At 66.0% G+C, this 22,253-nt stretch carries 18 protein-coding genes; 3 read left to right on the top strand and 15 right to left on the bottom strand.

Annotation, left to right across the window (positions count from 1 at the left end; translation table 11 throughout):
• Nucleotides 1–52: 52 nt before the first annotated feature.
• The 8 genes from nirB to I6N89_RS08725 form a co-directional block, all read right to left on the bottom strand.
• Nucleotides 53–2,485, bottom strand: a complete 2,433-nt coding sequence (gene nirB, locus I6N89_RS08760) for a nitrite reductase large subunit NirB (protein WP_328805860.1) — start codon at nt 2,483–2,485, stop codon at nt 53–55.
• A gap of 12 nt (nt 2,486–2,497) precedes the next feature.
• The gene (locus I6N89_RS08755; protein WP_207017945.1) at nt 2,498–3,439 is read right to left on the bottom strand and encodes a GAF domain-containing protein; all 942 of its coding nucleotides are present in this window, start codon (nt 3,437–3,439) and stop codon (nt 2,498–2,500) included.
• A gap of 72 nt (nt 3,440–3,511) precedes the next feature.
• Complete coding sequence (locus I6N89_RS08750) at nt 3,512–5,206, bottom strand: ABC transporter ATP-binding protein (protein WP_207017944.1); 1,695 nt, start codon at nt 5,204–5,206, stop codon at nt 3,512–3,514.
• A 117-nt stretch (nt 5,207–5,323) separates the two neighbouring features.
• On the bottom strand, nt 5,324–6,406 hold the full coding sequence (locus I6N89_RS08745) for an ABC transporter permease (RefSeq protein ID WP_207017942.1): 1,083 nt from the start codon (nt 6,404–6,406) through the stop codon (nt 5,324–5,326).
• 183 nt (nt 6,407–6,589) lie between these two features.
• Nucleotides 6,590–7,951, bottom strand: a complete 1,362-nt coding sequence (locus I6N89_RS08740; protein ID WP_207017940.1) for a CmpA/NrtA family ABC transporter substrate-binding protein — start codon at nt 7,949–7,951, stop codon at nt 6,590–6,592.
• A gap of 271 nt (nt 7,952–8,222) precedes the next feature.
• On the bottom strand, nt 8,223–9,398 hold the full coding sequence (locus tag I6N89_RS08735) for an ABC transporter substrate-binding protein (protein ID WP_207017938.1): 1,176 nt from the start codon (nt 9,396–9,398) through the stop codon (nt 8,223–8,225).
• Entirely contained in the window at nt 9,395–9,979 is a 585-nt protein-coding gene (locus tag I6N89_RS08730; protein WP_076696042.1) for an ANTAR domain-containing response regulator, read from the bottom strand. Before I6N89_RS08730 ends, I6N89_RS08735 begins: the two co-directional genes overlap by 4 nt.
• 99 nt (nt 9,980–10,078) lie before the next feature.
• Nucleotides 10,079–10,918, bottom strand: coding sequence for a GNAT family N-acetyltransferase (locus I6N89_RS08725; protein ID WP_236016515.1), 840 nt, complete (start codon nt 10,916–10,918; stop codon nt 10,079–10,081).
• A gap of 141 nt (nt 10,919–11,059) precedes the next feature.
• Here I6N89_RS08725 and I6N89_RS08720 point away from each other — a divergent pair, with 141 nt between their 5' ends.
• A complete protein-coding gene (locus I6N89_RS08720) occupies nt 11,060–12,088 on the top strand; it encodes an LLM class flavin-dependent oxidoreductase (RefSeq protein ID WP_207017936.1) in 1,029 nt (342 codons plus the stop codon).
• A gap of 165 nt (nt 12,089–12,253) precedes the next feature.
• Here I6N89_RS08720 and I6N89_RS08715 read toward each other — a convergent pair whose 3' ends face one another.
• The 7 genes from I6N89_RS08715 to I6N89_RS08685 form a co-directional block, all read right to left on the bottom strand.
• Nucleotides 12,254–13,015 (bottom strand): ABC transporter ATP-binding protein, encoded by a 762-nt coding sequence (locus tag I6N89_RS08715; protein ID WP_207017934.1) that lies wholly within the window; start codon nt 13,013–13,015, stop codon nt 12,254–12,256.
• On the bottom strand, nt 13,012–13,869 hold the full coding sequence (locus I6N89_RS08710; protein ID WP_207017931.1) for an ABC transporter ATP-binding protein: 858 nt from the start codon (nt 13,867–13,869) through the stop codon (nt 13,012–13,014). The genes I6N89_RS08715 and I6N89_RS08710 overlap by 4 nt, the downstream gene beginning before the upstream one ends.
• A 70-nt stretch (nt 13,870–13,939) precedes the next feature.
• Nucleotides 13,940–14,851, bottom strand: coding sequence for an ABC transporter permease (locus tag I6N89_RS08705; RefSeq protein ID WP_207017929.1), 912 nt, complete (start codon nt 14,849–14,851; stop codon nt 13,940–13,942).
• Complete coding sequence (locus I6N89_RS08700) at nt 14,848–15,867, bottom strand: ABC transporter permease (RefSeq protein WP_268957282.1); 1,020 nt, start codon at nt 15,865–15,867, stop codon at nt 14,848–14,850. Before I6N89_RS08700 ends, I6N89_RS08705 begins: the two co-directional genes overlap by 4 nt.
• A 40-nt stretch (nt 15,868–15,907) precedes the next feature.
• Nucleotides 15,908–17,509: an ABC transporter substrate-binding protein gene (locus tag I6N89_RS08695; RefSeq protein WP_207017927.1), complete on the bottom strand. Its 1,602-nt coding sequence runs from the start codon at nt 17,507–17,509 to the stop codon at nt 15,908–15,910.
• 70 nt (nt 17,510–17,579) lie between these two features.
• Complete coding sequence (locus I6N89_RS08690; protein ID WP_207017925.1) at nt 17,580–18,641, bottom strand: dipeptidase; 1,062 nt, start codon at nt 18,639–18,641, stop codon at nt 17,580–17,582.
• Between the two features lie 70 nt (nt 18,642–18,711).
• Nucleotides 18,712–20,130, bottom strand: coding sequence for a hypothetical protein (locus tag I6N89_RS08685; RefSeq protein ID WP_236016514.1), 1,419 nt, complete (start codon nt 20,128–20,130; stop codon nt 18,712–18,714).
• Nucleotides 20,131–20,356: 226 nt separating this feature from the next.
• On the opposite strand from I6N89_RS08685, the gene phnC reads away from it, so the two are divergent.
• Both phnC and phnD read left to right on the top strand, forming a co-directional pair.
• Entirely contained in the window at nt 20,357–21,175 is an 819-nt protein-coding gene (phnC, locus tag I6N89_RS08680; protein ID WP_207017923.1) for a phosphonate ABC transporter ATP-binding protein, read from the top strand.
• A gap of 57 nt (nt 21,176–21,232) precedes the next feature.
• On the top strand, nt 21,233–22,138 hold the full coding sequence (gene phnD / locus I6N89_RS08675) for a phosphonate ABC transporter substrate-binding protein (protein ID WP_207017922.1): 906 nt from the start codon (nt 21,233–21,235) through the stop codon (nt 22,136–22,138).
• Nucleotides 22,139–22,253 lie beyond the last annotated feature (115 nt).

The raw sequence follows: 22,253 nt of genomic DNA, 5'->3' as shown, positions 1-22,253 counted from the left end.
GCAGGAGAGGGGTGAGGCCCCGGGACAGATCCGGGGCGGGGGGCGGCGGCGTTCATTCCGCCGCCTGTGCGGTGAGATCGGCCAGCGGCTGGAAGCGGCGTGCCGCCTCCGGTTCCGCCCGCTCGGCCCAGGGGTCTTTCTGATAGACGCTCTGGCTGACGTCGAAACGTTCGACCAGCGCGGTGCGCTCGGCGGCGTCAGAGAGCACCTCCTTGACCCAGTCGAGCCCGACCTTGGCCACCCACTTATAGGGGCGGTCGAGATACTTGGCGTGCTCGCGGTAGAGCTGGACAAAGGCGGTGGTCCATTCGATGGCCTCCGCCTCGGTCTTCACGTCCACAAGCCGCTCTACCTCCTTCACATCCATGCCGGCGGCGCCGCCGACACCGATCTGATAGCCGCTGTCCACACAGATGATGCCGACATCCTTGCAGGTCGCCTCGGCGCAGTTGCGCGGACAGCCCGAGACGCCGAGCTTGACCTTGTGCGGCGTCCAGCTGCCCCAGAGTTTCTTCTCCAGCTTGATGCCGAGCCCCGTGCTGTCCTGCGTGCCAAAGCGGCACCAGTCGGAGCCGACGCAGGTCTTCACCGTGCGCAGCCCCTTGGTATAGGCGTGACCCGAGACCATGCCGGCCTCGTTCAGATCGTGCCAGATCGCCGGCAGATCCTCTTTCCTGATGCCCAGCAGGTCGATGCGCTGGCCGCCGGTGACCTTCACCGTAGCGCCGTATTTCTCCGCTGCTCTGGCAATGGCGATCAGTTCCTCGGGCGTGGTCATGCCGCCCCACATGCGGGGCATCACCGAATAGGTGCCGTCCTTCTGGATATTGGCGTGGTTGCGCTCGTTGACGAAACGGCTTTGCGGGTCGTCGCGATAGTCGAGCGGCCAGTCCGCCAGCAGGTAAAAGTTCACCGCCGGGCGGCAGACATGGCAGCCGTTGCGGGTTTTCCAGCCCAATTCCTGCCAGACCGCTTCCTGAGATTTCAGTTCCTGCGCCTTGATCAGCCGGCGCACATCCTCATGGGTGAGATCGGTGCAGCCGCAGACCGGTTGCGCCGTGGGCAGCACGAAATCGTCGCCCAGCGTGACCGACAGCACCTGTTCCACCAGCCCCGTGCAGGTACCGCAGGAATTGCTCGCCTTGGTGATCGCGCGCACCGCGCCCAGATCGGTGGCGCCGCCTTCGATGGCCGCCACGATATCGCCCTTGCACACGCCGTTGCAGCCGCAGATCTCCGCATCAGGCGGCAATGCTGCAACGGCTGAGAGAGGGTCCACGGAGCTGCCTCCCTGATAGGCCGGGCCAAAGATCAGCGTCTCGCGCATTTCGGAGATATCGGTGCCGTCCTTGATCAGGCCAAAGAACCAGTTGCCATCGGCGGTGTCGCCATACATCACCGCGCCGATGAGCCTTTCGTCCTCGATGACCAGCCGCTTGTAGATGCCGCGTGCCGGATCGCGGAAGACGATGTCCTCGCGGCCCTCGCCTTCGGCAAAATCGCCCGCCGAGAACAGGTCGCAGCCGGTGACCTTGAGCTTGGTCGACAGCTCGCGCATGGCGAAACTCGTGTCCTCGCCCAGCAGGGTCTTGGCCAGCACCTTGGCCTGATCGTAAAGCGGCGCGACGAGGCCAAAGAGATTGCCCTCGAACTCGACGCATTCGCCGACGGCAAAGACATCGGGGGTTTCGGTCCGCATCTGCGCATCGACCTTGATGGCGCGGCCGCAGGCGACGCCCGCTTCCTGCGCCAGTGTCACGGCGGGGCGGATGCCCACGGCCATCACCACGATATCGCAGGGCAGTTCGGTGCCGTCGGCAAGATTTACCTGTTCGGCGCGACCGTTGCCCACGATCTCCTTGGTGGAGGCTTCGAGGAGCACCTCGATGCCGCGCTTTTCCAGATCCTTCTTGAGCAGGTAGCCGGCGGCGGGATCGAGCTGGCGCTCCATCAGGTGCGAGGCGATGTGCAGCACCGTCACCTCCATGCCGCGCAGTCGCAGCGCCGCCGCCGCTTCGAGCCCCAGCAGGCCGCCGCCGATCACCACGGCGCGCGCGCCGGGTTTGCCTGCGGCCTCGGTCATCGCCGTGGTGTCCTCCAGATCGCGGAAGGCCACGACGCCGGGCAGGTCGTGCCCGGGCACGGGGATGATGAAGGCCGACGACCCGGTGCCGAAGACCAGCTTGTCATAAGCAACCTCGCCCTGTTCTCCGGTCACCACCTTGCGCTCTGTGTCGACGCTCAGAACCTTTTCGCCAAAGCGGCAGGTGATGGCATTGTCGGCATACCAGCCCTCGTCATGGGTGACGATTTCGGCAAAGCTCTTCTCGCCCGAGAGCACCGGGCTCAGCATGATGCGGTTGTAATTGCCGCGCGGTTCGGCGTTGAACAGCGTGATCTCGTAGGCGCCGGGATCGGTGTCCCGCAGATGTTCGAGCATCCGGCCCGTGGCCATGCCCGCTCCGATGACGACGAGTTTCTGCATCCTCATGTCCTCTCAGCAATACCAGGCGATGATGTGGGAGATCGCGCCGTCGTCGTAGATCGGCAGCGCGACCATGCTGTCATAGCCCTCGGTCAGCGAGGGTTTGCCGCTGGCGACAAGCGGCAGGCCGGTGGCCAGCACCTTGCCGATATTGCCCTGATGGGCAGTGACCCGGCGCGGCTCCTGCTGGGTGTCGTCGGTCCAGAGCGGGCCGTCGCGTTCGCAGATGCCGTCGGCGAGGATCGCGGCGGTTTCCTTGCCGACCTTGACCGGGCGGGCGTCCCACATCTCGAAACGCCGGGCGATGGGGGTGCCGCGTGCCGAAAGCAGGGTGAGCACAAAGGTCTTGTCCTGCGGCACCGGGATCGGCAGGCCGAGCCCGGTGGTGAGCCCCGCCTTGCCGGCGCTGTCGGCGCGGATAAAGCGGTAGCCCGAGCCGAGATCGCGAAACAGCATCGGCGTGTTGGCCGACCAGACCCCGCCGGGCAGACCCTGGCCGCGCGGGAAATGCGTGTGCTGGCTGACCCATTCGAAATGCCTGGCGGCGCCGTAATAGCCGTCATCCAGCATCATCAGCCCGTCTTCCTCGTGCCAGACCTCGATGGCGCCGGTGCGGGTCTCGTCATCGCCGCAGAGCACCACGAGCACGGCCTTGAGCGTGGCGTCGTCAAAGACCGGGATCGCCACGGCGCTGGTCAGCCCGGCCTCGGCAGCGGCCTCGATGCGCTTGAAATAGCTGCCATCGAAGCCCTTGAGCACGACGGGGCGCTCTTCGGCCCAGGCCTTGCCCGGCAGGCCCTCGCCCTTGCCGAAGCTGATGGCGCGGGTGGCCTCCTCGAAGGCGGCGAGCCCGCCGTAATTGCCCTCCGCCAGAACCAGCCGGTCGGCCTCGGGCACCCAGATCTCGGTGACCTGAATGAAGGTTTTGGTGGGGGCGTCCACGACAGTGTCCATTTTATTGCCTCCCTTTCAAGCGCGATGGAGAGGTTGCGTTGGGTCGCGCCCCGGTGCCGGGGCGCCTGCCTTTCAGGCGGCTTTCTTCTTTTCGGCTTTGGCCCCGGATTTCCCGTGCTTGCCGTGCTCGTATTCCTCGAGGAAGTTCAGCACCTGCTCGCGGTAGAGGTAGTAATCGGGGTGTTCGAGCAGGGCCTTGCGGGTGCGCGGGCGGGGCAGGTCGACATCGACGATCTTGCCGATGGTGGCCTGCGGGCCGTTGGTCATCATCACCACGCGGTCGGCCAGCAGGATCGCCTCGTCCACATCGTGGGTGACGCAGATCGCGGTGACCTTGGTGCGGCTCCACACCTCCATCAGCACCTCCTGAAGCTCCCAGCGGGTGAGGCTGTCGAGCATGCCGAAGGGCTCGTCGAGCAGCAGCAGCTTGGGTGAGAGGGCGAAGGCGCGGGCGATGCCGACGCGCTGTTTCATGCCGTTCGACATATCCGCCGCGCCCCGGTCCATCGCATCGGCGAGGCCCACGCGTTCGAGATAGTATTCCACGATCTCCTGCCGCTCGGCCTGGGAGGCGCGCGGGTAGACCTTGTCGACCCCGATGGCGCAGTTCTCGCGCGCGGTGAGCCAGGGGAAGAGGTTGGGCGACTGGAACACCACGGCACGCTCCGGGTCGGCGCCCAGCACGGCGCGACCGTCGAGGTTGATGACGCCCTTGGAGATGCTGTTGAGACCGGCGGCCATGGTCAGCACGGTGGATTTGCCGCAGCCCGAGTGGCCGATCAGCGAGATGAACTCGCCCTTGTCCATCTTGAGGTTGAAATCCTCCACCACGGTGAGAGGCCCCTTGGGCGTCGGATAGACCTTGTGCAGCTGCGAAAAGTCGAGAAAGCGGTCCTCGCGGGTGCTGCCCGAGGCGTCCTGAACCGCGGCGGGCAGGTCGGAGGCCGCGCCGTGGATCGGCGTGATGTCGGGCAGGGAGTGAGTGCCCTCGGCCTTGGCTTCGATGCCCACGTCCATCAGATAGGTGGTGACGGCGGCGCGCAGGCGCTTGAACTCGTCGTTATGGTTCATCTCGCCCCGGTCGCGGGGACGGGGCAGCGTGACCCTGAACTCTTCGCCAAGGGTGCCGTCGGGATTGAGCGCGATGATGCGGTCGGCGAGTATGATCGCCTCGTCCACGTCATTGGTGATCAGCACGCAGGTCTTCTTGTCTTGGTTCCAGATCGCCTCGATCTCGTCGGCAAGGTTGGCGCGGGTCAGCGCGTCGAGCGCCGAGAGCGGCTCGTCCAGCAGCAGCATTTCGGGGTTCATCGCCAGCGCACGGGCGACGTTCACCCGTTGGCGCATACCGCCCGAAAGCTCCGCCGGGCGGCGGGTGGTGGCGTGGCTGAGCCCGACCATCGTGACGTATTTCGCCACCGTTTCGGTCTTCTCGGCCTTGGACATCTGCGGGAAGACCGAGTCCAGCGCCAGCTGCACATTGCCGTTGACCGTGAGCCAGGGCATCAGCGAGTAGTTCTGGAAGATCACGCCGCGCTCGGGGCCGGGCCCCTCGATCTCGGCGCCCTTGAAGGTGACCTTGCCCTTGGTGGGCTTTTCGAGCCCGGCCATCAGGTTGATCAGCGTCGTCTTGCCCGATCCCGAGAAGCCGAGGAGGACGAGGAACTCGCCTTCCTGCACGTCGAGGTCGATCCCCTTCAGCACCTTGTTCTCGTGAAGGCCGGTGCCGAAGCTCTTGGAGACATTGTCGAACTTGAGAATGCTCATGATGTCTTTCCTTTCTGCGCTACCGCTTCGCTACTTGAGCGCTGGGTTTGTCGCGCTACCGCTGCGCTGCTTGAGCGCTGGGTTTGTCGCGCTACCGCTTCGCTGCTTGAGCGCCGGTCATCGGTTGTTCGAGAAGGTGAAGAGCGATTGCAGGGCGTACATCACGCGATCCAGCAGGAAGCCGATGATGCCGATGGTGAAGACCGCGACCATGATCTTGGCGAGCGAGCTGGAGCTGCCGTTCTGGAACTCGTCCCAGACGAACTTGCCGAGGCCGGGGTTCTGGGCGAGCATCTCGGCGGCGATCAGCACCATCCAGCCCACGCCGAGCGACAGGCGCAAGCCGGTGAAGATGAGCGGCAGGGCCGAGGGCAGCACCAGCTTGGTGATCTTGGTCCAGGTGTTCATTTTCAGAACCTTGGAGACGTTGACCAGATCCTTGTCGATGGAGGCCACGCCGAGCGCGGTGTTGATCAGCGTCGGCCAGAGCGAGCACAGCGTCACGGTGATGGCCGAGATCAGGAAGGACTTGGAAAAGAGCCCGTCATTGGTCGCCACCGCCGCCGAGATGATCATCGTCACGATGGGCAGCCAGGCCAGCGGCGAGACCGGCTTGAAGATCTGCACCAGCGGGTTGATGGCGGAATTGGCATAGGGCGAGAGGCCGGCAAGAATGCCCAGCGGGATCGCCACGGCGGAGCCGATCAGGAAGCCGAAGAACACCGTCCTGATCGAGGTCCAGATCTGCTCGTAATAGCTCGGCGCGCCGGTATAGGCGATGGTCTTGACCTCGTCGGCACGACCCTCGGCGATGAGCTTGTCGTTGCGCTTGGCCACCATCGCCTCGAATTTTTCCTTCTTGGCGGCCTTGGCCTGTGCGTCCTCGTGCAGGTTGACCGCCTCTTCCCAGACCTGGGCGGGGCCGGGCACCGCGCCGAGCGAGGTCTCGACCCGGGGCGCCAGCGTGCCCCAGAGCAGCAGGAAGCCCGCGATTGCCAGCAGCGGGACGCCGAGCAGGCGCCAGATATCCTTCATCTGGGCGCGCGGGTTGTCGCCGGCGGCGGCTTTCAGGATCGGAGTGAGCCAGGCGAGACCGAGGACCTGAAACCAGGCGTCGGCCTTGTTGATGCGGGTGAAGAGGCGGGCCCGGCGGGCGTCGCGTTCTGCTTCACGGGCGTATTCGGGATCGACGGTTGTCATCTGAGGAGTCCTCGGGGTTGGATGGATCGGTTCGGGGGGCGGGCGCTCGTTTCCGCTGGAAACCTCGCCCCGCCCGCCGTCCCGTCGTCTGTCTCGGGGAGGGGACGGCGACAGAAGATATATCTGTCGCTTATCTTCAGTTCCCCTAGGCTGCGCCCTTGCAGGCGCAACCGGGAAGCGAAATCAGCCTTCGATCTCGGTGCCGACGACCTTTTGCTCGCCTTTCAGGCCAATCGGCAGGCTTTCGAGATAGGCGTTGGGCTGGCGGCCGTCATAGGCGATGCCGTCGATCACGTCCTCGGCGGGGGTGGCGGCCTTGTAGCCGTCGCTGTCCCAGGGGAAATCGGCCTCATCGGCGAGCCCCTCGTCGACCAGGGCTCGGGCGGCTTCGAGATAGATCTCGGGCTTGTAGACCGACTTTGCCACCTCATCGTACCAGCTGTCGGACTTCGCCTCGGGGATCTGGCCCCAGCGGCGCATCTGGGTCAGATACCAGACCGCATCGGAGTAATAGGGATAAGTGGCGTTGTAGCGGAAGAACACGTTGAAATCGGGCACTTCACGCTTGTCGCCTTTTTCGTATTCGAAGGTGCCGGTCATCGAGTTGGCGATCACCTCGGCATCCGCACCCACGTATTCCGGCTGCGACAGCATCTCGACCGCTTCCATACGGTTGGCGTTGTCGTTCTCGTCGAGCCACATCGCCGCGCGGATCAGCGCCTTGACCACGGCCTTGGTGGTGTTGGGATACTCTTCCGCAAACTCGGCGGTGATGCCGAAGACCTTTTCGGGATTGTTCTTCCAAAGCTCGTAATCGGTGATCACCGGCACGCCGATGCCCTTGAACACCGCAGCCTGGTTCCACGGCTCGCCCACGCAATAGCCATAGATCGTGCCGGCTTCGAGCGTGGCGGGCATTTGCGGCGGCGGGGTCACCGAGAGCAGCACGTCGGCGCCGATCTGGCCAGTGACGTTCTCAGGCGAGTAATAGCCCGGCTCCAGCCCGCCGGCGGCGAGCCAGTAGCGCAGCTCGTAATTGTGGGTCGAGACCGGGAACACCATGCCCATGTTGAAGGGCTTGCCCTCGGATTTGTACTTTTCCACCACCGGCTTCAGGGCCGAGGCACTGATCGGGTGCTGCGGCAGCCCATCGGCATTGGTGGGGATGTTGGGCTTCATCTCTTCCCAGACGGCGTTCGAAACGGTGATACCGTTGCCGTTCAGGTCCATCGAGAACGGGGTGATGATATGCGCCTCGGTGCCGTAGCCGATGGTCGCCGCGAGCGGCTGGCCGGCCAGCATATGCGCGCCGTCGAGCTGGCCGCCGATCACGCCGTCGAGCAGCACCTTCCAATTGGCCTGTGCCTCCAGCGTGACGAACAGGCCTTCATCAAGGAAATAGCCGTTCTCATATGCTACCGCGAGCGGCGCCATATCGGTCAGCTTGATGAAGCCGAAGGTCAGTTCGTCCTTTTCGAGATCCTGCGCCAGCAGGGGAGAAGCAAGTGCCGTCGTGGCGGAGAGCGTGAGGAGAAGGTTCTTCATTCTGTCGGTCCGTCCCTTTGGTGATGCGCCCGGTTGCGATCGGGCAAAACAAAAAAGCCGCTGACTCACCGCGACGGATGTCGCAGCAGTCGAGCGGCTTTGCTCATAGATCCCAAACGCTGGGAGAAATTCGGGACACAGGCGCCATTGCCGGTGTCGTGAGAGGTCTATGACGCAGACTCGCCCCGCCGCGCAATTATATTTTGTAGGAATCCGGCACCTTTGACCGGGTGGTCAAATCCTGACGCTGCATCTGCACAATTACTGGGCGTCAACTCTGGCTGGGCTCAAAAATCCGGCCATCGAAAAACGAATCCGGCCCAAGCGTCAGATGCCCGGAGGCGCCGGGTACGGCGGTGGGGGCGTCGAGCGCGCCCTCGCGTTTTGCCGAGGCACCCGGCAGTTCGGCCCGGGTCGGGGCCAGCGCGGCGCGGTAGATATCGCTGCGGAACACCGACGCGGCGCTGCGCGCGGCGGTGGCACGGTCGAGCCCGGTGCGCGCTGCGAGCTGTAGACCGATCCATTCCGCCTGGCTGCGCCAGGGGAAAGTGGCGGCGTTGTGGTGGAATTCGACAAACCCGGGCACCGTGCGCTCCTCGCCCTGGGGCGAGATCACCAGCCGCCCGGTCAGCGCTCGGTCGAGGATTTCGGGGGGCAGGTCGAGATATTGCGAGCGGCTCAGCAGCTCGGCGGCCAGCATCGGCGAGCCCGGCTCGGCCAGCCAGCGCCCGGCGCGCCAGACCGCGCGGATCAGCCGGCCCATCAGCTCGGGCTCGGCATCGGCCCAGTCGCTGCGCACCGCCAGCACCTTTTCCGGCGAAAAGCGCCAGATCGCATTGCCCGGCAGCAGCAGCGTGCCGACGCCGTTCTCCACCGCCATCGAGCCCCAGGGCTCGCCGACGCAAAACGCATCGATCTCGCCCGCCTCCAGCGCATCGGCCATGAGCGAGGGCGGTACGGTGCGGATATCGACGCTTTGCGGCGCCGGCAGGCCGAGGGCGGAGAGCCAGTAATAAAGCAGCTCCGCGTGCATCGAGAAGGGGAAGGGCACGCCCAGCCGCAGCGGGCGGGCGGCATGCGTAATGAGCGCGGCGCCCGCCGCGCGCGCGTCGTTGAAGGCGAAATCGTGCCCGCCTTCGCGCATCCGCGCGGCGAGCTCGTTGCTGACCCCGATGACATCGCCATTGGCCGAGAGCACCGAGACCGCCGACAGCGGCGTGCCGGTGCCGCCCAGCCCCAGCGCGGCGGCCACTGGCACCGGCGAGAGCATATGCGCCGCCTCGACCCGGCCAAAGCTGAGCATGTCGCGCACCGAGGACCAGGAGGGCGCGCGGCGCAGCTCGATGGCGATGCTTTCCTCGGCGGCAAAGCCCATCTCATGCGCCACGATCAGCGGCGCCGCATCCACCAGCGGCAAAAAGCCGACCGAGAGTGTCGCGGCGATCATCCCAGCAGCCCCGCCGCCGTCACCAGCGCCGCCGCCACCTCCGCGACGCGCCGTCCCTGATCCATCGCGGTCTTGCGCAAGAGCGCATAGGCCTCGTCCTCGTCGACGCCGCGCGCCTTCATCAGCATACCCTTGGCGCGGTCGATCATCTTGCGTTCCTCCAGCGCGCGCTTGGTCTCGGCAAGCTCGGTGCGCATGCGCTGGAACATGCGGAACCGCGCGATGGCCGCATCCATGATCGGCTTCACCCGCTGCGGCTGCATCCCGTCGACCACATAGGCCGAGACCCCGGCCTCGATGGCGGCATCGGTCAGCCCGGCATCGTCACGGTCGACGAACATCGCCACCGGGCGCTCCAGCGGGCCCGAGGCCAGCGCCAGCTCCTCCAGCATGTCGCGCGAGGGGCTCTCGATGTCGATCAGCACCACATCCGGCATCAGCGCCTGGATCCTGCGGGCCAGGCCGGTGGGTTCGGAAATGACGTGAATCTCGTACTCGCCCGCTTCGCGCAGGCTGTCGACGATCAGCATGGCGCGGTCACGGTCCGGTTCTACGACGATGATCGAAAGCGCGGCACTCATGCGGCCAGCAACAGCAAGCTTTCGGTGTGAAGTAAAGCCGTGCCCGGTCATGTCGCCCGTTCTCTGGGCGGGCTGCCTGTTTTTTGGGCGTAGACGCTGTCAGCCGAGCTCCAGCGTCGCGGGGGCAAAGAGCGTCGGTGCGCTGTCGGGCGGCGTGCCACGATACATCCGGGCGGTGGCGAAGGTGGCAGCAAAGCCGCGCGCCTCCAGCGCCGCGCGAAAGCCCGGCTGCGGGCCGGGCACATCGACGATATAGCGCTCAGCACCCACCGCTCCCGCCGCCGCATCGGCGAGCGCCAGCGCCGCGTCGAGAGCGGGCGCCACCACCGGTCCGACCTTGCAGCCCTCGCGGCAGAGCCTTGCGGTGGCAAACCCCGCCGGCCCCTGTGCGCCGTCCAGCACAACGCTGCGCCGGGTGGCACACGGGGCGAGCCAGGCGCTCAGAAAGCGCGGGCGCGCGATGCCATTGGCGGCTCTGTCCAGCGCCGCAAGCGCCGGCAGGTCGTCCATCGCGGCGGCGCGCATCGGCGCAGGCGCTGCGGCCAGGCCCTCCAGCCGCGTGGTGCTGCCTGTCAGCACAAAGCCCGAGCGGGCGTAATTCTCCTGCTGCTCGGCCACCCCGTCGAGCCCGATCGTGCGTGTGTCCGCATGCGCCAGCGCGTACTGCCAGAGCGCAAACCCCACGCCGCGCCCGCGCCACTCGGGCCGGCAGAGATAGAGCCCGAGAAAGGCGAAGCTGTCGGAGTGGTTGACCACCGAGATCGCCGCCACCGGCGCGCCGTCGCACTCGGCAAGGAAAAACCCCTCCGGATCGGCGGCATGAAACGCCGCCGCGTCGTCGCGCCCGGGATTCCAGCCTTCCGCCGCCGCCCAGTCGAGCATCAGCGCGACCTCGTCCTGTCGCGCCACCCGCATCCTCGGCGCGGCTGTTCTGGTCATACCCTGGCTCCCTCTCCGGTTACGCCCCAGAATGCGGAGTGCGCTGCGATTTGCAAGCGGGCGCACAGCGTTTGTGCGGCGCGGGGGGCTTTCGGCCCGCGCGGGCGGCGCTAGGTTGGGGGCAAAGAACGGAGCACGCGCATGGAAATCGGACTGTACACATTCGGCGATCTCGGGACCAACCCGGCCACCGGCGAGCGCATCGACGCGCGCCGGCGCCTGTCGGATCTGCTCGAGGAAATCCGGCTGGCCGACGAGGTCGGGCTGGATCTCTTCGGCCTTGGCGAGCATCACCGGCCAAATTACGTGGTCTCCTCCCCCGCCACGGTGCTGGCGGCGGCGGCCTCGGTCACCGGGCGCATAAGGCTGAGCTCGGCGGTCACGGTGCTGAGTTCGGACGATCCGGTGCGGGTTTTCGAACAGTTCGCGACGCTCGACAACCTGTCGGGCGGGCGCGCCGAGCTGATGGTCGGGCGCGGCAGCTTCATCGAGAGCTTCCCGCTTTTCGGCTACGATCTGGGCGATTACGACGCGCTTTTCGAGGAAAAGCTGGCGATGCTGCTGGCGATCAACGCGCGCGAGCGGCTGAGCTGGCCGGGCACGACGCATACGCAGGCGGTCGAGGGGCTGGGCATCTATCCGCGCCCTGTGAACGGCGCGCTGCCGGTCTGGATCGCGGCGGGCGGCACGCCGCAAAGCATGGTGCGCGCCGGCGCGCTGGGCCTGCCGCTGGCGCTGGCGATCATCGGCGGCGAGCCGCGCCGTTTTGCGCCTCTGGCCGATCTCTATCGTCGCGCGGCGGCGGAATCGGGCCATGCGGAGAAAGCGCGGGTCTCGCTCAACGTGCACGGTTTCGTGGGCGAGGACGGCAAGCGCGCGGCGGATCTGTTCTTCCCGGCGCAGAAGGCGGTGATGGACCAGCTCGGGCGCGAGCGCGGCTGGGGCCCGCAGAGCCGCGCGCAGTTCGACGCCGCCATGAGCCCCGAAGGCGCGCAGTTCGTCGGCTCGCCCGCGCAGATCGTCGACAAGATCCTCGGGCTGCGCGAGGATCTGGGCTTCGACCGGGTGTCGATGCAGATGGCGATCGGGGTGATCGAGCATGCGGAAATGCTCAAGGCCATCGAGGTTCTGGGCACGAAGGTGGCGCCGGAACTGCGCAAGGCCGGCTGAGAAAAGGGAGGGGGCGCTGCCCCCTTCGCGCGCCGGGGCGCGCTTCACCTCCGGGATATTTGGGGCCAATGGAAACATGGGGCGCCTCGCGCGCGGCAGCCTGTTTCCATTGGCCATAAATATTCCCCGCCGGAGGCAGGCCGTCCATCACGGCCGGGTGCGCGGTCAGGAGATCTCGCGCACGCTGCGGATCGAGCTGTCGAGCAGGTGCCGCGTATAGGCGTGCTCGGCCTGAAGCGCGCGCATCTTCTCCACATCCAGCAGCTCGACGATCTCGCCATGCTGCATCACCGCGATGCGGTCGCACATATGGCCGATCACGCCGAGATCGTGGCTCACCATCAGATAGGTGAGCCCACGCTCGGCGCGCAGATCCGAGAGCAGGTTGAGAATCTCCGCCTGTACCGACACATCGAGCGCCGAGGTCGGCTCGTCGAGCAGCACGATGCGCGGCTCGGGCGCGAGCGCGCGGGCGATGGCGACGCGCTGGCGCTGGCCGCCGGACAGCTGGTGCGGGTAGCGGAAGCGGAAGCCCTTGCCGAGCCCGACATCGTCGAGCAGCCTGTCGATGCGCGCGTCGATATCGGAAAACCCGTGCAGTTTCAGCACCTCGCCCAGCACCCGGTCGACCGTATGGCGCGGGTGCAGCGAGGCGTAGGGGTCCTGAAACACCATCTGCACCTGCTTGAAGAAGGCCGGCGCGCGCTTGCGGCCGAGCGGCGTGCCCAGCACCGACATCTCGCCGGTCCAGCTGTCGACCAGCCCGGCGATGGCGCGCAGCACGGTGGATTTGCCCGAGCCGGATTCGCCCACGAGGCCGAAGCTTTCTCCCTCGGCCACGGTGAAGTTCGCGGATTTCACGGCACGCATCTGCTCGGCGCCTTCGCCGAAATAGACCGAGAGGTCGCGGATCTCGATGGCACTCATGTCAGCGCGCTCACGGAAGGGGCCTCACGCCAGGCGGGATCGCGTTGCAGCGCGTCGAGGCGCGGGCGGGGATGTTCGAGATCGGGCACGGAATTCAGCAGGCCTATCGTATAGGGGTGTTTCGCCTCGTGCAGTTTGCCAGCCTGACAGACCTCGACGATGCGGCCCGCGTACATGATCAGGATGCGGTCGCAGAAATTCGACACGAGATTGAGGTCGTGGCTGATGAAGATCAGCCCCATGCCACGGTCGGTCACCAGCTTGTCCATGATCTCCAGCACCTGGAGCTGCACCGACACGTCGAGCGCGGAGGTCGGCTCGTCGGCGATCAGGATCTCGGGATTGGGGATCAGCATCATGGCGATCATGATGCGCTGACCCATGCCGCCCGAGACCTCATGTGGGTAGAGCGACATCACCCGCTCTGGATCGCGGATCGCCACCGCGTCGAGCATGGCGACGGCGCGTTTGCGCGCCTCGGCACGGGAGAGTTTCTCGTGGGTGAGCAGCGCCTCGGTGATCTGGCTGCCCACGGTCATCACCGGGTTCAGCGAGAATTTCGGATCCTGCATGATCATCGAGGCATGGCGCCCGCGGATCCTGCGCATCTCGCGTTCCGAGGCGGTGAGCAGATCGGTGCCGCCCATCTGCATGCGGTCGGCGGTGACGATGCCGGGTTTGCGGATGAGCTTCAGGATGGCGCGACCGGTCATGGATTTGCCGGAGCCGCTCTCGCCCACGATGCCGAGGCGTTCGCGCCCGAGCGAGAAGGAGATGCCGCGCACCGCCTCGAAACTGCCGGAGCGGGTGGGGAAGGTGACGCGGAGGTTTTCGACGTCGAGAAGACTGGTCATGGCGCGCCTCTGGCCGCTGTCGGGCCGGTGCGTATTTGCAAAGAGAAGACGTGGCGGGCCGGGGGAGGGGTCATTGTCCGGCCTCCTTGGGATCGAGCACGTCGCGCAGCCCGTCGCCCAGCAGGTTGAAGGCAAGCGAGATGGTGAAGATGGCAAGCCCCGGGATGGTGGCGACCCACCAGTAATCGAGGATGTATTTGCGCCCCTCCGAGACCATGGCACCCCATTCCGGCGAGGGCGGCTGCGCGCCGAGGCCGAGGAAGCCGAGCCCGGCGGCGGTCAGGATGATGCCCGCCATGTCGAGGGTGACGCGGATCACCAGGCTGGAGATGCAGAGCGGCCAGACATGGCGCGTGATGATGCGCAGCGGCCCAGCGCCCTGAAGCTTGATGGCGTGGATGAAATCGGAATTGCGGATGGTCAGCGTCTCGGCCCGCGCGATCCGCGCATAGGGCGGCCAGGCGGTGAGCGAGATCGCCAGCACCGCGTTCTCGATCCCCGCGCCCAGGGCCGCGACGAAGGCCAGCGCCAGGATCAGCCGGGGGAAGGCGAGGAAGATATCGGTGAAGCGCATCAGCGCCACGTCGATGATGCCGCCCATATAGCCCGCCACGGTGCCGATAATCAGCCCCAGAAGCGGCGCCACCAGCGCCACCAGCGCAACGATATAGAGCGAGATGCGGGCGCCATAGACGATGCGCGACCAGATATCCCGCCCGAGACTGTCGGTGCCGAAGATATGGCCTTCCCAGCCCGGCGGTTTCAGCCGCGCGCCGAGATCCTGCACGAACGGGTCTTGTGTGGCCAGCAGCGGTGCCAGGAGGGCGGCGAGGATCAGCAGAACCAGCACCACCAGCCCGGCCATGGCCAGCGTGTTGCCGCGCAGTTTCAGCCAGCCCGCATACCAGGCGGCGGCGCGCGCCTGGGCGCGCGAGGCGGGGGCGTCGGCCAGAAGCCAGGCGCGGAGAGACGTATCGCTCATTTGGCCCTCGGATCGAAGAAACGGTAGAGCAGGTCGGAGAAGATGTTCAGCGCCACGAAGATCGTGCCGATCACCACCGTGCCGCCCAGCACCGAATTCATGTCATTGGCGAGCAGCGAGGTGGTGATGTACTGGCCGATGCCGGGCCAGGCAAAGATGATCTCGGTCAGCACCGAGCCTTCGAGCAGGTTGGCATAGGCCAACGCGATCACGGTGATGAGCTGGATGCGGATATTGCGGAAGGCGTGGCGCCAGATCACCGTCCATTCCGACAGGCCCTTGACCCGCGCGGTGGTGATGTATTCGGAATTCAGCTGCTCCAGCATGAAGCTGCGGGTCATGCGGCTGATATAGGCGAGGCTGAAATAGCCCAGCAGCGAGGCCGGCAGGATGATGTGGCTGAAGGCGTCCTTGAAGACGGTCCAGTCGCCGGCGATCAGGCTGTCGACCAGCAGGAGCCCGGTGCGCGTCGGCACCAGCCCCTGGTAGAACACGCCGAGCCGGCCCGGCCCCGCGACCCAGCCGAGAATGCCGTAGAAGATCAAGAGCCCCACGAGGCCCAGCCAGAAGATTGGCATGGAATAGCCCACAAGGCCCACGAGCCGCGCCAGCTGGTCGATCCAGCGGCCCCGGAAGACAGCCGCCAGCACCCCCAGCGGCACGCCGATGAAGACCCCGATCAGGGTGCCCAGCGTCGCCAGTTCCAGCGTTGCAGGGAAGACGCGGGCGATGTCTTCGGAGACCTGCTGGCCGGTGCGGATCGAGGTGCCGAAATCGCCATGCAGCACGTCGTTCACATAGATCGCGAATTGCGCGATCAGCGGTTTGTCTAGGCCGAGCTCGCGAAACACCTCATTGTATTGCGCCTGCGTCGCGCGCTCGCCGATGACGGCCAGCACCGGGTCGATGGGCATGACCCGACCGATCATGAAGGTGACGAACAAGAGCCCCAGCAGCGTGACCGCGACGGTCAGCACCGTGCCGGCGGTCTTTTTCAGCCAGCGGGGAACGGGCAGCCTGCGCTGCCCGCCCGGAGTTTGCGAAAGATCGGCCACGTTACTTGGTCACGACCCAGTAGGAGGCCGCCGTGGTGGCGCCGCCGGAGATGAAGTCCTGCACATTCTCCTGCATCGCGTGCTGTTCGATCTGCTGGAACATGATGCCGAAGGGCGAGATCTGCTGATGCTCCTTCTGGATCGCCAGATACATCTCGCGGCGGGTGTCGGTGTCGTTCTCGGTGACTGCGGCGAGGGTCTCCTCGCTCATCTCCGGAATGCCCCAGGCGTTGCGCCAGGCGAGCAGGCCGGTGGCGCCGGCCTCGTCGGAATTGTCCGGGTTATAGGCGAAGGTGCCGGCGTTGGTGTTGGGGTCGGGATAGTCCGGACCCCAAGCGCCGAGATAGATGTCATGCTCGCGCGCACGGTAACGGTCGAGCGTCTGCGCACCGGTGCCGACGATCAGCTCCGCCTCGCAGCCGAGCTGGCCCCAGGTGTTTTGCAGCGATTGCGCGATATCGATGCGCTCCTGCGCCTCGCGGACCGAGATCTCGATCGGGCCGCAATCGGGAAAGCCCGATTCCGCCAGCGCCGCCTTGGCCTTGTCCAAGTCGAAGCTGTAGGGCTTGTCCTGAAGCGCGCCGAGGAAGGTCAGCGGCAGGAAGGCCTGATGCACGGTGTATTGCCCGTTGAGGAAGCTGCCGGCCATGCCCTCGTAATCGGTGGCCCATTTCAGCGCTTCGAGCACCTTGGGATCGCTCAGCATCTCGTTTTTCTGGTTGGCCGAGAAATACATCAGCCGGCCCTTGAGCTCGTCGACGACCTTGAGCCCGTCGGTCTCCTTGACGGAGGCGATGTCCTCGGGGCTGAGGTTGCGCGCGATGTCGATATCGCCGCGCTCCAGTTGCAGGCGCTGGGTGGCGGATTCCTGGATATGCTGGACGATCACCCGCTCCATCGCCGGTTTCTCGCCGCCGTAATTGGGGTTGAGATCCATCAGCACGGATTCGTTGGGCTTCCAGTCCACCACCTTGTAGGGGCCGGAGCCGGCGGTGTTGGTGCGCAGCCATTCCGCGCCCATGTCGCCGTCGACCTCATTGGCCATGGCGGTTTCCATGTCGACGATGCCGCCGATGGTGGCGGTCAGGCAGTTCAGCACGAACGAGACCGCGTATTTCTGGTCGAGCTTGATCACCAGGGTGCTGTCGTCGGTGGCGACGATGGTTTCCTCGACATTCTCGGGGGTAAAGCCGAACTGGGTGAGGATGAAGGAGGGCGTCTTGTTCAGGATTACCGCCCGGCGCAGCGAGAATTCCGCGTCCTTGGCGGTCACCGGGTTGCCGGAGGCAAAGACATGGCCCTCTGCCATGGTGAAGGTGATCTCTGTGCCGTCCTCGGAGATCTCCCAGCTTTCGGCCAGTTCAGGCCCGAAGCCCGCGTCGAGATCGAGCGGATCGAAATTCACCAGCTTTTCATAGACGTTGCGCGATACGTCGGCGCCGGCGAATTCAAAGCTCTCGGCCGGGTCGAAGGTCTTGATGTCGTCGATGCGGTTGGCGATCACCAGCATGTTGGGCGGGGTTTCCGCCATGGCGGGCAGGGCGGCCGAGCCCATCAGGGCGGCGACCAGCGCGGCGGCGCGCAAGCTGCGTGACTGTTTCATGATATTTACTCCCTACGGTTATGTTGTCTTTTGTCCGGCCCGTTATTGCGTGGCCTTGTCGTTTGCTCTTTCAGTCGCCCCAGGTCAGCCGCAGCACGCGCAGCCAGTTCCGGTAGGCCAGTTTCTCCATCAGCTCGGACCCGATGCCGTGAGCGGCCATCGCCGCCCGCAGGTTGGGCAGACCCGCGCAGTCGCCGATATCCTTCGGCACCAGCGCGCCGTCGAAATCCGATCCGAAGCCCACGCGGTCCTCGCCCAGAAATTTGATCAAATGGTCAAGATGGCGGAGCAGCAGGTCAAGGGAAAAATCGCTGTCCATCTGCCCGTCGGGGCGCAGGAAGGCGGAGGCGAAGTTGATTCCGACCATGCCGTCGCTCTCGGCAATCACCTGCAACTGCCTGTCTGTCAGGTTGCGCGAGTGCGGGGTGACCTCCCAGGCATTGGAATGTGTGGCGACCAGGGGGGCATCGGAAAGCGACGCGACGTCATCGAATCCCTGCTCATTTAGGTGGCTCAGATCGACCATGATTCCGAGCCGGTTGCACTCGGCGATCAGCCGTTTGCCATGCTCGGTCAGCCCCGGCCCGGTATCGGGGGAGGCGGGGAATCGGAACGGCACGCCATGGCCGAAGACCGTCGGGCGCGACCAGACCGGCCCGAGCGAGCGCAGCCCGCGCGCATGCAGCGCGTGCAGGGTCTCGAATTCCGGGTCGATGCCCTCGGCACCCTCGATATGCATGATCGCAGCCATGTCTGGGCCGTGGATCGCGGTTTCCAGCTCGGCCACGCTGCGGCAGATCGTGACCGCGCCGGCGTTTTCCAGCGCCTCCAGCGCCGCGACACCGCGCATGGTGACGTCATAGCCCTCTTCGAAGGGGATCATCGGCGGCAGCGGCATATCGTATTCGGGCTTGTTCATCTCCTCCTGGCGCTCGGCCTTGTTGCTGGGCGAGGGCACGAAGATCGCAAAGAACCCGCCGGCAAAGCCGCCGGCCCTGGCACGGGGCAGGTCGATATGGCCGTCGGGCAGCCCGGCGGCGACGCCCTCCGCCGTGGCGGTGCTGCGCAGCAGGCGCAGGATCAGGTCGTTATGGCCGTCGAAAATCGGCGGGTCGATAAGGGGGGACGTCATGGTATCGCGGGCTCCGCAGTCTTGGATGGACCGAGACTGGCACCGCGAGTCATTCGTGTGCAAGCAAATTTCAGCTCAGCAGATAGGCATAGGCCAAAACCCAGAGCGGCAGTGCCACCAAAGCGGTCACCATATAGCTGCCGTTCCAGCGCAGACCCACATGACGTGCGCTGACATTGCCGAAGGAACCGGTGAGCAGCGTCGTGGCGGTAAAGGGCGAGCTGATGCCGCCAAGCGCCCAGCCCGCGGTGATCGCGGTGACCAGCGCCACCGGCGTGACGCCGAGCGCGGCGGGGCTCGGCAGCAGCGGCGCGATCATGGTGACCGCGAGGATCGGGTTCATGGCGAACTGTCCCGCGAGCGGGATCACCCAGACGAGGCCCGCCAGCACCAGCCAGGGCGGCAGATCTTCGGGGTGAAAGCCGCTGGCCTTGACCAGCGGCACCAGCAGCGGGGCCGCGACCGTGCCGATATAGCCCGCCATCATCAGCAAGAGCACCTCGCCGCGATAGCTGGGCATCTCGCGGAAACAGTAATCCGACAGCCGCCGGCGCAGCGGCGCGGCGCCGGCGCGCGCCTGGAGCGCCGCCCAGACCAGCGCCATCGCCGGCACGATCACCAGCACCAGCCCGACCACCCGGATGCCGGTCAGCGCCCCCAGCACCAGCACGCTGGCGGCGAGGATCGCAAGCAGCGCGAGCAGCGGCAGCATCAGCGCCCAGGAGCCCTCGGGCTCGGGTGTCTTGGCGGGGTGGCTGAGGCGCGGCTTGAACAGCGTATCCAGCCCCCAGCCGATCAGCGTCATCAGCGCGGAGGTGCCGAGCGCCGGCAGCAGCACGCTGCCCCAGCTCGTGCCGGGGATCAGCACCGTGGTGATGGCCACGGCAAAGGACAGCGGCGACCAGGGCAGCGAGGTGATGAAACCGCGCTGGATCGCCAGCAGCATGCGGCGGCGGCGATGGTTGCGGATCTCGGCATCGGGCTCTTCCTGCGCCGCCGCCGTGGCGAGGCTGCCCAGCAGCGAGATCGCGCCGTAATTGAGGATCAGCGCAAAGGCGGTGCCGCCCATGGTCAGCGCCAGATAGCGCCGCCCCGGCGGCTGGCGCGCCAGAAAGCTGCCCCCCGCGCGGATCGCCTGCGACGGCTCTGCGGCGCTGCGCAGCGTCGCCAGCGCGGTGAAGAAGGCGCCGATGAAGGCGGCGGAGCGGGCGGCGCGCAGCACCACTTCCTGCCAGTCGCCGCCGCGCCAGATCAGCGCTCCGGTGAGCGCCAGCGCCACGATGACGAAGCCCTTGCGCCCGGGGCGCACCTGGAAAAACAGCACCGCCACCAGCAACCCCAACAGCAGGAAGAGCAGCGGGTCGAGCGCCGCCGGCCCGCCCCATTCGCGCAGCGCCACCAATCCGGTGACCGCCATCAGCAGCAGCCCGGCGATGAAATCGGGAAGGGGGGGCGCCATCGCCTGTTCGGGGCTGGGAGTCTCTGCCATGGGGCGCGTTTCGGTCTGTCCGGGGTCTCGGCGCCGTCGAAGAGTGCGGTGCCGTTGGGCTATTCCCGTTGTAGATCACCAATCCCGGCGGGCCGCAATCTCCACTCCGTCGCCCTATCCTGTCATCAAAGCTTCACCGTTCGGTGAGGGTTTCGACAAGAAACCGTCACGCAGCCGATACCAGCGCATCTTTATAGAGCCTCGAAACGATGAACTCGGGGGACACATGCTCGTCGTAGACCAGCTGACCAAGCGCTTCGGCGCGAACACGGCCGTGGACAACGCGAGCTTTGCCGTCGACCGCCCGAGGATGATCGGCATCATCGGCCGCTCCGGTGCCGGCAAGTCGACCTTCCTGCGCATGATGAACCGGCTGACCGATGCGACCGAGGGCGAGATCCGTTTCGAGGGCCGCAACGTGCTGGCACTGAAAGGCGCCGAACGGCGCGCCTGGCAATCCGACTGCGCGATGATCTTTCAGCAGTTCAACCTGGTGCCGCGCATGGATGTGGTGTCCAACGTGCTGCACGGCACGTTGGCCAAGCGTCCGACGCTCTCCACGATGTTCAACCTCTACCCGCGTGAGGACATTCACCGCGCCATCGACATTCTCGACCGTCTGGGCATCGCCGATCACGCCGCGAAACGCGCCGAGGCGCTGTCGGGCGGTCAGCAGCAGCGCGTCGCCATCGCGCGGGCGCTGATGCAGGACCCCAGGGTCATTCTGGCCGACGAGCCGATTGCCTCGCTCGACCCGATGAACGCGCAGATCGTCATGGAGGCCCTGCGCCGCATCCATGACGAGGATGGCCGCATGGTCATCGCCAACCTGCACACGCTCGACACCGCGCGGCGCTATTGCGACCGGGTGATCGGGATGCGCGACGGGCGCATCGTCTTTGACGGCACACCCGAACAGCTCACCACCGGCGTCGCCCGCGACATCTATGGCGCGGGGGCGGAGTTTTCCGAAGACGCCACCTCCACCGAAATCCGCGACCCCGTGGCCCAGACGGAGATCCGTCAGGCCGAGGTCTCGGTCTGAACCAGCTTCCATGAGGCCCCGAGGGACGGGGCGTTCACTGACAGAGAGGGAAGACCCATGAAAAAGCTCATCGCGGCCGCACTGGCCACCACCGCGCTGGTTTCCGCCGCCTCGGCGCAGGAGATCACCGAGTTCAATATCGGCATCCTCGGCGGCGAAAACGCGCAGGACCGCCTGAACAACCACGAATGCCTGAAAGAGTATTCCGAGGAAACGCTCGGCGTTCCGGTCAAGCTCTTTGCCCCCGCCGACTATAACGGCGTGATCCAGGGCCTGCTGGGCGGCACGCTGGATATGGCCTGGCTCGGCGCCTCGGGTTATGCGGCCACCTATCTCTCCGATCCCGAAGCGGTCGAGCCGGTGCTGGTCAAGGTCAATATGGACGGTTCCATCGGCTATTACTCCATCGGCTTCGCTCGCAAGGACAGCGGTGTTGCCTCGCTGGACGACATGGAAGGCAAGACCTTCGGCTTCGGCGATCCGAACTCGACCTCGGGCTACCTGATCCCCTCCATCGAGATCCCGCAATACAAAGACGGCATCACCATGGAGTCGGGCGACTACTTCAAGGAAGTGAAGTTCACCGGCGGTCATGAGCAGACCATCGTCGCGGTGAACAATGGCGACGTGGATGCCGGTGTGACCTGGGCCGATGGCCAGGGCGCCTGGGAAGACGGCTACAACTCCGGCGCGCTGCGCAAGGCGGTGGACGCGGGCCTCATCGACATGAACGAGCTGACCGAGATCTGGCGGTCGAAAGAGATCCCCGAAGGCCCGATCGTGCTGCGCAAATCGCTGCCGCAGGATGTGAAGGACAAGATGACCGCGCTTATCGACGGCATGTACGAGGCCGATCAGGAGTGCACCTACAACATCTCCGCCGGTGAATCGCTGGGCTTCAAGCCCATCGGCCACGATAACTACCTCTCGATCATCGCGGCCCGTCAGGCCAAGTCGAACTGATCGGAGTTTGATGGAGGGCCCCGCGGCAGACGCGGGGCCTTTTTCTGTGCCCATCTCCCGCGCCGGTGGTGTCCGGTGAGGTCCCGGATCAAGCCCGGGACGGGTGGGCGCGGAA

The sequence above is a fragment of the Salipiger abyssi genome (genome assembly GCF_017311415.1).
In the GTDB taxonomy this organism is placed as follows: domain Bacteria; phylum Pseudomonadota; class Alphaproteobacteria; order Rhodobacterales; family Rhodobacteraceae; genus Salipiger; species Salipiger abyssi_A.
Note: the sequence above shows the minus strand (reverse complement) of the source record. Positions and strands in the feature narration are given on the sequence as shown.

Bases quoted from the DNA above. Each gene is read 5' to 3' on its own strand.
- I6N89_RS08710 (WP_207017931.1), bottom strand. From the start codon at position 13,869: ATGACCAGTCTTCTCGACGTCGAAAACCTCCGCGTCACCTTCCCCACC.
- phnD (WP_207017922.1), top strand. From the start codon at position 21,233: ATGAAAAAGCTCATCGCGGCCGCACTGGCCACCACCGCGCTGGTTTCC.
- I6N89_RS08695 (WP_207017927.1), bottom strand. From the start codon at position 17,509: ATGAAACAGTCACGCAGCTTGCGCGCCGCCGCGCTGGTCGCCGCCCTG.
- I6N89_RS08690 (WP_207017925.1), bottom strand. From the start codon at position 18,641: ATGACGTCCCCCCTTATCGACCCGCCGATTTTCGACGGCCATAACGAC.
- I6N89_RS08685 (WP_236016514.1), bottom strand. From the start codon at position 20,130: ATGGCAGAGACTCCCAGCCCCGAACAGGCGATGGCGCCCCCCCTTCCC.
- I6N89_RS08745 (WP_207017942.1), bottom strand. From the start codon at position 6,406: ATGACAACCGTCGATCCCGAATACGCCCGTGAAGCAGAACGCGACGCC.
- I6N89_RS08740 (WP_207017940.1), bottom strand. From the start codon at position 7,951: ATGAAGAACCTTCTCCTCACGCTCTCCGCCACGACGGCACTTGCTTCT.
- phnC (WP_207017923.1), top strand. From the start codon at position 20,357: ATGCTCGTCGTAGACCAGCTGACCAAGCGCTTCGGCGCGAACACGGCC.
- I6N89_RS08705 (WP_207017929.1), bottom strand. From the start codon at position 14,851: ATGAGCGATACGTCTCTCCGCGCCTGGCTTCTGGCCGACGCCCCCGCC.
- nirB (WP_328805860.1), bottom strand. From the start codon at position 2,485: ATGCAGAAACTCGTCGTCATCGGAGCGGGCATGGCCACGGGCCGGATG.
- I6N89_RS08725 (WP_236016515.1), bottom strand. From the start codon at position 10,918: ATGACCAGAACAGCCGCGCCGAGGATGCGGGTGGCGCGACAGGACGAG.
- I6N89_RS08715 (WP_207017934.1), bottom strand. From the start codon at position 13,015: ATGAGTGCCATCGAGATCCGCGACCTCTCGGTCTATTTCGGCGAAGGC.
- I6N89_RS08750 (WP_207017944.1), bottom strand. From the start codon at position 5,206: ATGAGCATTCTCAAGTTCGACAATGTCTCCAAGAGCTTCGGCACCGGC.
- I6N89_RS08755 (WP_207017945.1), bottom strand. From the start codon at position 3,439: ATGGACACTGTCGTGGACGCCCCCACCAAAACCTTCATTCAGGTCACC.
- I6N89_RS08730 (WP_076696042.1), bottom strand. From the start codon at position 9,979: ATGAGTGCCGCGCTTTCGATCATCGTCGTAGAACCGGACCGTGACCGC.
- I6N89_RS08735 (WP_207017938.1), bottom strand. From the start codon at position 9,398: ATGATCGCCGCGACACTCTCGGTCGGCTTTTTGCCGCTGGTGGATGCG.
- I6N89_RS08720 (WP_207017936.1), top strand. From the start codon at position 11,060: ATGGAAATCGGACTGTACACATTCGGCGATCTCGGGACCAACCCGGCC.